At 59.8% G+C, this 12078-nt stretch carries 10 protein-coding genes; 6 read left to right on the top strand and 4 right to left on the bottom strand.

Going from position 1 to position 12078, the window contains the following annotated elements:
• Positions 1-3 precede the first annotated feature (3 nt).
• The 4 genes from AC522E_RS01795 (at position 4) to AC522E_RS01780 (ending at position 5226) form a co-directional block, all read left to right on the top strand.
• Positions 4-834: an ABC transporter permease gene (locus AC522E_RS01795; protein WP_500748697.1), complete on the top strand. Its 831-nt coding sequence runs from the start codon at positions 4-6 to the stop codon at positions 832-834.
• A gap of 35 nt (positions 835-869) precedes the next feature.
• Positions 870-2240: an aspartate aminotransferase family protein gene (locus tag AC522E_RS01790; RefSeq protein WP_500748696.1), complete on the top strand. Its 1371-nt coding sequence runs from the start codon at positions 870-872 to the stop codon at positions 2238-2240.
• A 219-nt stretch (positions 2241-2459) separates the two neighbouring features.
• Positions 2460-3737 carry a 4-aminobutyrate--2-oxoglutarate transaminase gene (gene gabT / locus AC522E_RS01785; protein ID WP_500748695.1) on the top strand — a complete coding sequence of 426 codons (1278 nt, stop codon included), beginning with the start codon at positions 2460-2462 and terminating at the stop codon, positions 3735-3737.
• A 37-nt stretch (positions 3738-3774) separates the two neighbouring features.
• Positions 3775-5226 (top strand): NAD-dependent succinate-semialdehyde dehydrogenase, encoded by a 1452-nt coding sequence (locus AC522E_RS01780; protein WP_500748694.1) that lies wholly within the window; start codon positions 3775-3777, stop codon positions 5224-5226.
• 198 nt (positions 5227-5424) lie between these two features.
• Here the strand turns inward: AC522E_RS01780 and AC522E_RS01775 are convergent, their stop codons facing one another.
• From AC522E_RS01775 to AC522E_RS01760, 4 genes are all read right to left on the bottom strand, one after another.
• Positions 5425-6939 (bottom strand): tripartite tricarboxylate transporter permease, encoded by a 1515-nt coding sequence (locus AC522E_RS01775; RefSeq protein WP_500748693.1) that lies wholly within the window; start codon positions 6937-6939, stop codon positions 5425-5427.
• 28 nt (positions 6940-6967) lie between these two features.
• Positions 6968-7447 carry a tripartite tricarboxylate transporter TctB family protein gene (locus tag AC522E_RS01770; protein ID WP_500748692.1) on the bottom strand — a complete coding sequence of 160 codons (480 nt, stop codon included), beginning with the start codon at positions 7445-7447 and terminating at the stop codon, positions 6968-6970.
• 77 nt (positions 7448-7524) lie between these two features.
• Entirely contained in the window at positions 7525-8514 is a 990-nt protein-coding gene (locus AC522E_RS01765; protein WP_500750560.1) for a Bug family tripartite tricarboxylate transporter substrate binding protein, read from the bottom strand.
• A gap of 67 nt (positions 8515-8581) precedes the next feature.
• The gene (locus AC522E_RS01760; RefSeq protein WP_500750559.1) at positions 8582-9604 is read right to left on the bottom strand and encodes a 4-hydroxythreonine-4-phosphate dehydrogenase PdxA; all 1023 of its coding nucleotides are present in this window, start codon (positions 9602-9604) and stop codon (positions 8582-8584) included.
• 211 nt (positions 9605-9815) lie between these two features.
• Here AC522E_RS01760 and AC522E_RS01755 point away from each other — a divergent pair, with 211 nt between their 5' ends.
• Both AC522E_RS01755 and AC522E_RS01750 read left to right on the top strand, forming a co-directional pair.
• Positions 9816-10517, top strand: a complete 702-nt coding sequence (locus tag AC522E_RS01755) for a GntR family transcriptional regulator (RefSeq protein ID WP_500748691.1) — start codon at positions 9816-9818, stop codon at positions 10515-10517.
• A 177-nt stretch (positions 10518-10694) separates the two neighbouring features.
• Positions 10695-12077, top strand: coding sequence for an NAD(P)H-dependent oxidoreductase (locus AC522E_RS01750; protein WP_500748690.1), 1383 nt, complete (start codon positions 10695-10697; stop codon positions 12075-12077).
• Position 12078 lies beyond the last annotated feature (1 nt).

The raw sequence follows: 12078 nt of genomic DNA, 5'->3' as shown, positions 1-12078 counted from the left end.
GTTATGACCTCGAACACATCGCGCACAACGGGCGAGCGGATCTGGCGCATCGTTCTCTATGTATCGTGCACACTGATCTTCCTGTTCCTGCTCGCGCCGATCTTTGCGATCCTGCCCCTGTCGTTCAACGACAGCTCATTCCTTTCCTATCCGCTGCGCGGCTTTACCTGGAACTGGTATGTCGACCTGTTCACGTCAGACCGCTGGAGCCTCTCGGTCAAGAACAGCTTCTTCATCGCCTCGCTTGCCTCGGCGCTCGCCACCGTACTGGGTGTAGCAGCGGCAATCGGGCTCAACATCGCGGAATTCCGGGGTAAGGCATTCCTGATGGCGGTGCTGCTCTCACCCATGATCATCCCGATCGTCATCTATGCGGTCGGCCTTTACCTCTTCTATGGTCCGCTCGGACTCAACCAGACCTATACGGGCCTGATCCTCGCCCATGCGGCGCTCGGTGCGCCTTTCGTCGTCGTCACCGTCTCCGCGGTCCTTGCCAACTTCGACTGGCGCCTCGTGCGCGCCGCACAGTCGCTGGGCGCTGCGCCGCTCACGGTGTTCCGCAGGGTCATGCTGCCGTTGCTCGCTCCGGGTGTATTCTCCGGCGCCCTCTTCGCCTTTGCCGCCTCGTTCGACGAAGTCGTCACGGTGTTGTTCGTCGGGGGCCCACAGCACCGCACCATTCCGCGCGAAATGTTTTCGGGCCTGCGCGAAAACATTTCACCGACCATCGCTTCGGCCGCGACCCTCATGCTCGCTACGGCGATCCTTCTGCTTCTCACCGTAGAGTGGCTGAAGGGCCGCACAGCGAGAATGAACAGAGTGGCCGCACCCTAGGTTCGCTATATTTTTCCGACACGAAGGACCTTGCTATGGATATTCTACCAAACTCTGCCGAAGCCCGTGACATCCGGTATCAGATGCACGCCTACACCAATGCACGCCGCCACCAGGAGATCGGGCCACTCGTCATCGAGAAAGGTGACGGCGTCTATGTCGAGGACAATGCCGGCAACCGCTATATCGAGGTAATGGCAGGCCTGTGGAGCGTCGCCGTCGGCTTCTCCGAGCCGCGACTGGTGGAAGCGGCCACACGACAGATGGCGAAACTGCCCTTCTATCACAACTTCACGCATAAATCGCATTCGCCGCTCATTGACCTGGCCGAGAGGCTCGTGGCGATGGCGCCGGTGCCCATGAGCAAGGCCTTCTTTACCAATTCCGGATCCGAGGCCAATGACACGGCCATGAAGATGATCTGGTACCGGTCGAACTCGATCGGGCAGCCACAACGTAAGAAGATCATCAGTCGGCATCGCGCCTACCATGGCGTCACGATCGCATCGGCAAGCCTGACCGGCCTTCCTGCCAATCACCGCTCCTTTGATCTTCCGATCGCAAATGTTCTTCACACTTCGTCACCGCACTATTGGCGAGAGGCACTGCCGGGAGAAACCGAGGATCAGTTTTCATCCAGGCTCGCACAGAACCTTGAGGACCTTATCCTGGCAGAGGGGCCGGATACGATCGCGGCATTCTTCGGGGAGCCCGTGATGGGTGCGGGCGGCGTCGTCGTGCCTCCCTCGGGTTACTGGCCGAAGATCCAGGCTGTCCTGAAAAAGTACGATATTCTCCTGGTAGCGGACGAGGTGATCTGCGGCTTCGGACGCACTGGCCAGATGTTTGGCTGCCAGACCTTCGACATCACGCCTGACATCATGGTGTTGTCCAAGGCAATCTCCTCGTCATACCTGCCGATTTCCGCGCTGCTGATCAACGACAAGGTATTCGAACCCATCGCCGATGAAAGCAACCGTATCTCCACTTTCGGCCATGGCTTCACCGGTGGCGGCCATCCCGTCGCGGCTGCAGTGGCTCTGGAGAACCTGCGGCTCATCGAGGAACGTGGGCTTGTCGAGAACGCGCGCACGGTCGGCGCCCATCTCCAGAAGCGCCTGCGCGAGTTCGAACCCCATCCGCTTGTTGGGGAAGTGCGCGGCATCGGGCTGATCGCCGCCATCGAACTCGTCACCGACAAGGCCGGCAAGACGCCCTGGGAACAGCCCGGCAAGCTAGGCGGATTGGTAAATGGACTCTTGCAGCAGCACGGCGTCATTTCCCGCAATATGGGCGACGCAATCGCCTTTTCTCCGCCGTTGATCATCACCGAAGCCCAAGTCGACACAGTGGTTGACGCAGTCAGGGCCTCGCTCGACGAGGCGCTGCCGCGGGTGAAGGCATGAGACTGCTCCGGAGAGCACCTGCGAACCGGTCAGCACCGTTGCAAAGCAATGGGCACAGCCTCCTCCTCGGTCGGACTACAGAGCCGATGAGCAGGCACCCATCATGTCGATGAACCTCTGAGAGCTCGAGCGGCCGCTCTTGGCAGCCGGCCCGAGCTCCCCTTCCGTCGCTTCGGCGGGGAACAACACCACACGTGCATGTCATCTTCGAGAGTCATCATGTCCACCAACGCAGATCTCCTCGCCCGCCGTAACGCCGCGATTGTCCGTGGTGTTGGTCACACCACCCCGATCTCGGCAGCCCGTGCGCTCAATTCAGAAGTCTGGGACGTCGAAGGAAACCGTTACGTGGATTTTGCCGGAGGTATCGCTGTTCTCAACACCGGTCATTGCCATCCCAAGATCCTTGCGGCCGTACGCGAGCAGATGGACAGGTTTACGCACACCTGTTTCCAGGTGCTGATGTATGAACCCTACATCGAGCTTGCCGAGCGTCTTAACGCATTGGCGCCGATCTCCGGACAAACGAAGTCGGTCTTCTTCACAACAGGCGCGGAGGCAACCGAAAATGCGGTGAAGATGGCCCGCGCTGCGACCGAACGCTCGGGCATCATCGCATTCACCGGTGCATTCCATGGACGCACCGCCCTCGCCTCCGGCCTCACCGGCAAGGTGTTTCCCTACAAGAAGGGGCTCGGCCCGGTAATGCCAGATATCTGGCATGTACCCTTCCCTGTGCCGCAGCTCGATGTGAGCGTCGAGGATTCCCTCAAATTTCTCAACTTCATCTTCAAGGCTGATGTCGATCCATCTCGCGTCGCCGCGATCATCATTGAACCTGTACAGGGCGAAGGCGGCTTCCATCAGGCCCCGCCGGAATTGATGCGCGCCCTTCGCCGCGTCTGCGACGAACACGGCATTGTTCTCATTGCGGATGAGGTGCAGACGGGTTTCGGCCGTACGGGCAAGATGTTCGCGATGGAGCACTACGATGTCGAGGCTGATCTGATTTGCGTCGCGAAGAGCCTTGCGGGTGGTTTTCCGCTTTCCGGGGTTATTGGGCGTGCCGAGATTATGGATGCCGCCGACCCCGGTGGAATTGGCGGCACCTTCGCAGGCAATCCTCTATCATGCGTGGCTGCACTGGCGGTGCTTGACATCTTCGCCGAGGAGAGATTGCTCGAGCGCTCGAACGCCATCGGCGCACGCCTCAGGGCGAAGCTCGCAACCTTCCAGCAGCGCAATGATCTCTTTCCGATTGCGGCGGTCCGTGGGCCAGGCAGTATGATCGCGTTCGATATCGTGAAGGATCGCGCGTCGCAGGAGCCCGATGCACAGGCGACAAAAGCAGTTACACAGCGGGCCTACGAAGGCGGCCTTATCCTGCTCTCGTGCGGCACCAACGCCAACACGATCCGCATCCTCGTACCATTGACGGCATCGGACGCCATTGTCGACGAGGGCTTAGCGATTCTCGAGCGGGCTTTGGCCGCGTGACGTGGCAATCCTCCCCATCGAAGTTATAGGAACGACCATGCTGAACCTTAACGATCCGTCCCTTCTCATCGACCGGTGCTACGTGAATGGCACCTGGATCGGCGAGCCCATCGACCCCGTTGAGAATCCCGCCACCGGCGCAATCGTCGGACGCGTGCCGCGCTTCGGCTCCGCTGAGACGACCGCAGCGGTAAATAGCGCGGCTGATGCCTTCCAGACCTGGTCGAAGAAGACAGCCAAGGAGCGCTCGATCGTCCTACGGCGGTGGTTTGACCTCATGATCGCCAACAAGGAGGATCTTGCCCTCATCATGACGAGCGAACAGGGCAAGCCTCTCGTTGAGGCGCGCGGCGAGATCGACTATGCCGCTTCCTTCGTCGAGTTCTATTCTGAAGAGGCAAAGCGGATCTATGGCGAAACGATCCCGAGTCATCGTCCCGATGCGCGGATCATCGTGGCACGCCAGCCCATCGGCGTGGTCGCCGCCATTACGCCCTGGAATTTTCCAGCAGCAATGATCACGCGGAAGGTCGCGCCCGCACTCGCTGCCGGTTGCACGGCGGTCATCAAGCCGGCCCCCGAGACGCCCCTCACCGCCCTCGCCCTCGGTGTTCTCGCCGAACGCGCCGGCCTTCCCAACGGTGTGCTCAACATTATTACGGGCGACGCGCCCGCCATCGGCGAAGTCCTGACCTCACATCCTGCGGTGAGATTCGTCGGCTTCACCGGCTCGACCGAGATCGGGAAGCTGCTGATGGGTCAGGCAGCGTCGACGGTTAAGAAGGTTGGTCTCGAACTTGGCGGAAACGCACCGTTCATCGTTTTCGACGATGCCGACATTGACGCAGCGGTGGAGGGCGCCATCGTCTCGAAGTTCCGCAACATGGGGCAGACCTGCGTCTGCGCCAACCGGATCTACGCGCAAGAGGCGATTTACGATGAGTTCGTATCGCGTCTCGCCAAAAAGGTCATGGATCTCAAAGTCGGCAACGGCGTGGAAGTCGGCGTTGTCCAGGGACCCTTGATTACCATGGATGCGGTGGACAAAGTCGAGCGGCACATCGCCGATGCCGTGGCGCAAGGAGCGAAGGTGGTGACAGGCGGCCGACGTCATGCGTTGGGACGCACCTTCTTCGAGCCTACCGTACTCGCCAATGTCACGACAAAAATGCTCGTGACACGGGAGGAGACCTTCGGCCCGCTAGCCCCGGTCTACAGCTTCAGGGACGAGGAGGATGTCATCGCACTTGCGAATGCCACCCAGTTCGGCCTCGCCGCCTATTTCTACGCCCGCGATCTTGGCCGCGTCTTCCGCGTTGCGGAGGGCCTGGAGTACGGCATGGTGGGGGTCAATACCGGCCTGCTTGCGACCGAGGTCGCGCCCTTCGGTGGCGTAAAAGAATCCGGTATTGGTCGCGAGGGCTCGCGGCATGGCATCGAGGAATTCACCGAGATGAAGTACATGCTCCTTGCTGGTCTCGACTGCTAGAGCTCGTCACTTGCGAAAGGCCAGGGTCCCTTTTCACTTGCGCTGCCCTTCGGGTTCGCGGAATGCGCTGGGGAGCCTGTCCGGTCTGTCGGGTCGCAGAACCGTTCCCTCCGTTCGGCCACGACCAACGGCCCGCTGCAGTCGAGTTTCCCCCTGTATTGACGATAAGGCTGCGGGATGAATCGGCCGTGATTTGATTCAGGCGGCAATCGATGATGGCTTTGGTCTGGCGAATTTCGCCCGGACAGCTGTCACAACCGGGCAGAGCGCCAGCAGGAGGCCGAGCGTGATCATCGTGCCCACGAGCCCGTTGGACCAGAAGATTGACAGGGATCCCCGAGACATGATCATCGATTGCCTGAAGGCATCCTCGGCCTTGTCTCCGAGCACCATCGCCAGAACGAGCGGGGCAATCGGATAGTCGAGCTTCTTGAAGAGGTAGCCGGCAAGACCGAAAGCCAAAGCCAGCCAAAGATCGAAGGGCCGCCCCGCGACGGTATAGGCACCGATGAAGCAGACCACCACAATAACTGGCCCGATGATCGAAAACGGTATGCGCAGGATTGAAGCGAAGAGCGGAATCGTCGTCAGCACGACAAGGACCGCGACAATGTTGCCCAAATACATGCTGGCGATCAGGCCCCACACAAAATCCGGACGCTCGATGAACAGCATTGGTCCCGGATTCAGACCCCAAATCATCAAGCCACCCATCATGACGGCCGCGGTTGCCGAACCAGGAACACCGAGGGCGAGCATCGGCAGGATGGCGCTGCTACCAGCGGCATGGTCTGCCGTTTCCGGAGCAACGACGCCTTCGGGCTCACCATGGCCAAAACTCTCTTTACGGCGGGAAAGCCGCTTGGCAATGCCGTAGCTCATGAAGGAGGCGGCGGTAGGACCGCCTGGAGTGATACCCATCCAGCACCCGATCGCGCTGCTCCGCAGCAGCGCGAGCCAGTAACGTGGCATGGTCGCTACCGTTCTGATGACATCGCGCGGCGTCACCCGAGCCCTGATTCCATTGAAACGGAGCCCCTCCTCCATGGTGAGAACAAGCTCACCGATTCCGAATAGACCGATAACCGCAATCAGGAAGCTGATTCCGCCCAGCAATTCGTTGAAGCCATAGGTCAAGCGTAGTCCACCGGAGACAGTGTCCATTCCAACCGCGGCAAAGGCGAAGCCGAGGCCCAGGGACACAACAGTCTTGAACGGAGACGCTCCGCCAAGGCCCACGAAACTGGCGAAGGCGAGGAAATACACGGCGAAGTATTCAGGCGAACTGAACCGGAGCGCAAACTTGGCGACCCAGCCCGATAGAATTGTGATCAGGATGATGCCAACGAATGCGCCGAATCCGGCCGACAAGAACGCCAGCGTCAGCGCCTGCGCGGCCTGCCCCTGCTTAGCCATAGGATAGCCATCAAAGGTTGTTGCCACGGATGATGGTTCGCCCGGAATATTGAAGAGAATGGATGTCGTCGAACCGCCGAAGAGCGCTCCCCAATACATGCTCGTCAGCAGGATGATGGCCGAAACGGGGTCCATGGTGAACGTCAAAGGGAGCAGGAGCGAAACGCCGTTCGGTGCACCGAGGCCGGGGAGAACGCCGACAAGGATACCGAGCAGGACTCCGAGGATCATCAGTGCGACATGGTAGGTCGTCAGCGCAACGCCGAAGCCGTGCAGGAGAGAAGCGAAATTTTCCACGGGCTGTCTCCGCCGAGCAGTTGGAGTTTCAGGAAAGGCCCAGTGCGCTCTCGAGCGGCCCTTTCAGGAGAGGAACCTGAAATGCGTATTCGAGCACGACATAAAAGATGATTGCCGCGGCTATGCCCGACAGCGCGGACACAATGATCCGGTAGCCGCCCTGCCTCCACATCACGAAAGTCAGATATAGAGCAGTCGCCACGTAGAGGCCGAGAAGAAAGGCAAGAGCGACGAAGATGAACATGGGTGCGAGGAACGACGATATGCGTCCGACCTGCTCTCGGTCGAGAAAAACCGATTGGAGAGCACTTCGGGCATTGGTCGCCTGAACCAGGTTGCCGAGGCTCGCACCTATGATGAGAAGGCCGATATAGAATGGAAACAAGCCGGATTCGGGCCCGGCGTCCCCCCATCCGATTCCGAATTCGAGAGCGCCGATGACTGCCGTGAGCCCGAGAATTGCAGTTATCGTCGCAGTTGCGACCTCCGCCTTGAAACGCGAAATCATGGCATCGCCCTCTGTCTGTTTCGTATCCGATGGACCGGCGCGAACATGCCCGCACCGGTCCATCCGATTGATGGGACTTACTTGACGATCCAACCTTCGCGCTCGAAGACTTTCTTGTTCTTGGTGTCGTCCGCCGCGATGAACGCCTTTAATTCCTCGCCGGCCAGGAACCGATTTGTCTGGGACGTCCGCTCGATGTAATCCTTCCACTCGGGGGTCTGGCTGACCTTCTTGAGAAGGTCAGCATAGAACGCCACAGCATCCGGCGAAACGTCACCGGGCAGCCACACTGTGCGGGGCATCTGGAACTGATCGATCGGGATGCCGGCTTCCTTGCAAGTCGGGATGTCTGACCAGCCCATATCAGTCGTCACCTTGGGTCCTTCCGCCAAACGGGCCGGGCTGAAGACGCAGAGCGGCTTGATTGCACCCGCTTTCCACTGGCCGACATTCTCATTCGGATTGTTCGTATTGGAGTCGATGTGACCGCCCGCCAACTGGACACCCGCCGCACCTCCGCCCTGGAAGGGAACGTAGATGAACTTTGCTCCGGTCGCGTCCTCAATCAGACTCGTGATCGTCTGGTCGGTATCCTTGGATTGGCTGCCGCCCATCTTCAGCGTCTGCGGTTTCGCCTTCGCCGCCTCTATATAGCTCTTGGCATCATTGTAGGGAGAATTCGCGTTCACCCAGATAAGGAACTCGTCCATAGCCATCGCGGCCACGGGCGTCAGATCGCTGGGCTTGAAGGCCAGCTTTGCGACATAAGGTAAAAGGTACTCATTGTTCGTCCCGAAGGTGAGTTTATGGGCATCCCCGGATGCCGTCTTTGCATAAACATAGCCTTCGGCCCCGCTGCCGCCGCCCTTGTTAGTAACAATGATCGATTGATCCATCAGGTTGTGTTTGGCCACGATCGACTGAACGACGCGGGCAAAATTGTCGGTTCCTCCGCCTGGACCTGACGTCACAACAAATTCGACCGATTTCGTCGGCTTCCAGTCTGCCTGCGCCATGCCCGCAAACGCGACGGTAATGACGGCCGCGAGCGTCAACGATGTCTTGATTGGCATAGTTTCCTCCCATTTTTAGCGATACCTGGCCGATGGCGTCGGCTCAGATTCCTGTGTTCAGCTACGTGGTTCCTGTCAGCAGCCTTTCAGATCCGGCCGTCGTCCGACGGCCGACGAGAACCTCCGATCCCATACGGATTGCGAGACGCAACGCTTCTTGGCTGGCTCCAAGATTGGCGATGCCACGGCCGGCTATTTCATAAGCTGTGCCGTGCGCAGGAGTGCAAATTGGGAATGGGAAGCCACCAATTAATGTCACGCCACGATCGAAGCCCATAAGCTTCATCGCGATCTGACCTTGGTCATGATACATGGTCAATACGGCGTCGAAGTCGCCATTCTTGGCCCGGAGGAAGACCGTGTCCGACGGGAATGGCCCCTGGACGGACAGGCCCCGTTCCACGGCTATGCGGACTGCGGGCTCGATCACATCGATCTCCTCGCGACCGAAATTGCCGCCGTCGCCCGCATGTGGGTTAAGACCAGCTACTGCAATGCGAGGCGGATTGAACCCGGCTGCGCGCATGCATCGGTCGGCGAGCGTCAGAGAACGTAAAATCGATTGTTCGGAAATGGCGGAGGCCACCTGCGACAGGGGAATGTGCGAGGTCACGCGGGCATTCCAGAGACTGCCGAGAACGTTGAACTCGCTTGCCGCCGCCGGAGATCTCAGAACATCCCGAACGAAGCGGATTTCGTCATCGTACCCTTCATAGGCAAGGCGCATGGCCTTCTTATTGAACGGGGTGAAGAACACGCCATCGGCATGGCCGGAATTCGCCAGGAGCAGGGCGCGCCGGAAATTCTCAGTCGCAAATACCCCGCCTGCCAGGGTGGCCGTCGCCGGCACGACCTGGTCGGGACTGAGATTCTTCAGATCGATGAAGACCGGGCGGTGCGTTTCCTTCGGGATGGCATCGTCCTCGGAGGCCAGGTCTACGTCGACCCCAACTCCCGCGACCCGCGCTCCCGCTTCAAGGATCCGGCGGTCCCCGAAGACAACCAGATGCGCACCAGCGCGAAACTCCTCTGTCGCAATGAGCTTGGCAGCGAGTTCAGGACTGATTCCTGCCGGGTCTCCCATGGCAAATGCAATGGTGGGCTTCGATGGAGAAGGAGGGATCACGGCAACCTCGCGGGGAAGTGACGCAAGGAGACTAGCAATGCATCATTCTGCACGCAAGCATTCTGTATGCAGAATTTTGTTTACGTGAATTTGGCGTGCCGCTATTGAAGAGATATAGTTCTAAGCTTCGGCCTATTCCCAGACAGGACCTAAGAACGGACGCGTAGAAATGGATCATTCCATACTTCATGAGACCTCAGCCTCGCTTGTTGGCGAGTCTGAAGAGCGAGGCCCGATTGCGCGGCTGAGCCTTCATGACGCCGTCGTGGCACGGGTGCGGGACATGATCATCGAAGGCGAACTCGCGCCGGGAACGCGGATTCACGAGGGAAATCTGGGCACCCGCCTTGGAGTGTCGCGGACGCCGCTGCGGGAAGCGCTCAAGTTTCTTGCCAGCGAAGGCCTTGTGGAATTGTCGCCGGGTCGTGGCGCCGTCGTACGACAATTCAGCCCCAAGGATGTTCACGACAGTCTGGTCGTCCTTGGAAACCTAGAAGGCCTTGCAGGCCGCCTCGCCTGCGAGAATGCGACGGACATCGAAATCCAGGAGGTTCGGCAGCTGCATGATCGCATGATGGACCTGTATGCGAAGCGTGATCGCCTTCCCTACTTCAAGCTCAACCAGAACATTCATTCGGCCATGCTGCGCCTCTCGAAGAACGAGGCGCTTGCCTACGTGCACGGCATTCTGCAGGCCCGGCTGCGGCGAATCCGTTACATCGGAAATGAGGGCCCGGAGAAGTGGGCAGGCGCCGTCGCCGAGCATGAGGAAATGATCGCTGCCCTCGAATCCCGGGACCCCGATCGTCTCTCGCGCGTGTTGACCTCCCATATGATGAAAACCTGGGAACGCGTCAAAGACGCAATCTGAGCATGCGGCTTTGGCATACGCAGGTTCGGATGGTACGTGCGCCTGCTCAATCCCGGACGCCATTCTGATGAGCGGCAAGAGCCAGCCTCGCAAGAGGACCTGGCATTTCGGGCCGGCACGCCGCTCTCCAATGACGGGATGCCGACCATATGACGTATCGGCCGGGAGGACAGTGTCATGAACTATCATACCTACTATTCGAAGGCCGAGCGTCCCGTTGAAACATGTATCGTCGGCACGGGCGGCTTCGGTCAGAGTTTCCTCACACAAGCCCAGCGCGTTCCATTGATGAATGCACGGATCGCCGTCGATTTGTCGTCCGACAGCGCGGCCTCGGGCCTGATGGCTGCTGGGATCGAGCCACGCAAGATCCGGATCTGTACATCGGCGAGCGACGCGCGTGCCGCCTGGAATCAGGGGGACTACATAGCGGCGGCCGATCTCGCCATCGTGGCGGACCTGCCTTTCGATGTCGTGCTTGAGGCAACCGGACAGCCTGTCGCCGCGGCGCGCCATTCCCTTATGGCCATCGAAGCCGGGAAGCACTTGGCCCTCGTGACGAAGGAGCTCGATAGTGTGGTTGGGCCTGGCCTCACAGCACTTGCCGCGGACAAGGGGCAGATCGTTACGACAGTGGATGGTGACCAGCCGAGCCTCCTCATCGGACTTGCCACCTGGGCGGAGACCATGGGTTTCGACATCATCGCAGCCGGCAAATCGAGCGAATACGATTTCGTTTTCAATCCCACCACGGGGCAGGTGAGCAGCAATGGAACACTAGCGAACGCGGATCTCGCAGCTCACTGGGATCTGGGCGAACATGCCGTGGACGACGTCCTGAGCGCGCGGCATGCCGCCATTGCCGGGTTCCCGCAGCGGGCTGTTCCAGACCTTTGCGAGCTCATGGTCGTTGCGAATGCGACGGGATTGCAGCCGGATCGCATGGATTTGCACGCCCCCCTCGCCCGCATCAGCGAAGTCCCGACGATCTTCTCGCAACGTGAGGGCGGCGGAATTCTCACAGGCGTGCGGCGCCTTGATGTCTTTCACTGCCTGCGAAAGGCCGATGAGGTCAGCTTTGCGGGCGGCGTCTTCGTGGTCGTGCGCTGTGATGACGGCAAGAGCTGGGATATGCTCGCCCAAAAGGGGCATATCGTCGGCCGTACAGGCGAGACGGCGATGACCTATCTGCCGCGCCACCTTCTCGGACTCGAGGCCACCACCAGCATTCTCGATGCAGTCATCCACAATGTCTCAGGCTACGGAGCCGACTACCAGCCGCGCTTCGACCTGATTGCAGTTGCAACGGAAGATCTTCCTGCCGGCACGCTGCTCTCCATGGGCGGACATCATCACACCATCTCCGGCGTCACCGCCGAGTTCAGGCCCGCCGCTCCTTTGGCATCTGGAGCACCTGCTCCGTTCTATCTTGCGGCGGACTGCAGATTGACGGCGCCGGTGGCCAAGGGCGAAGAAATCCGCATGAGCCATTTGGAGCTGCCAGAGGACTCGCTCTTGCGCAAACTTCGTCTCGACCAAGACGCACGCTTCTTCGGATGAT

Source organism: Microvirga sp. BF8 (assembly GCF_059888585.1).
Note: the sequence above shows the minus strand (reverse complement) of the source record. Positions and strands in the feature narration are given on the sequence as shown.

Bases quoted from the DNA above. Each gene is read 5' to 3' on its own strand.
- gabT (WP_500748695.1), top strand. From the start codon at position 2,460: ATGTCCACCAACGCAGATCTCCTCGCCCGCCGTAACGCCGCGATTGTC.
- AC522E_RS01760 (WP_500750559.1), bottom strand. From the start codon at position 9,604: ATGGGAGACCCGGCAGGAATCAGTCCTGAACTCGCTGCCAAGCTCATT.
- AC522E_RS01790 (WP_500748696.1), top strand. From the start codon at position 870: ATGGATATTCTACCAAACTCTGCCGAAGCCCGTGACATCCGGTATCAG.
- AC522E_RS01755 (WP_500748691.1), top strand. From the start codon at position 9,816: ATGGATCATTCCATACTTCATGAGACCTCAGCCTCGCTTGTTGGCGAG.
- AC522E_RS01770 (WP_500748692.1), bottom strand. From the start codon at position 7,447: ATGATTTCGCGTTTCAAGGCGGAGGTCGCAACTGCGACGATAACTGCA.
- AC522E_RS01795 (WP_500748697.1), top strand. From the start codon at position 4: ATGACCTCGAACACATCGCGCACAACGGGCGAGCGGATCTGGCGCATC.
- AC522E_RS01750 (WP_500748690.1), top strand. From the start codon at position 10,695: ATGAACTATCATACCTACTATTCGAAGGCCGAGCGTCCCGTTGAAACA.
- AC522E_RS01780 (WP_500748694.1), top strand. From the start codon at position 3,775: ATGCTGAACCTTAACGATCCGTCCCTTCTCATCGACCGGTGCTACGTG.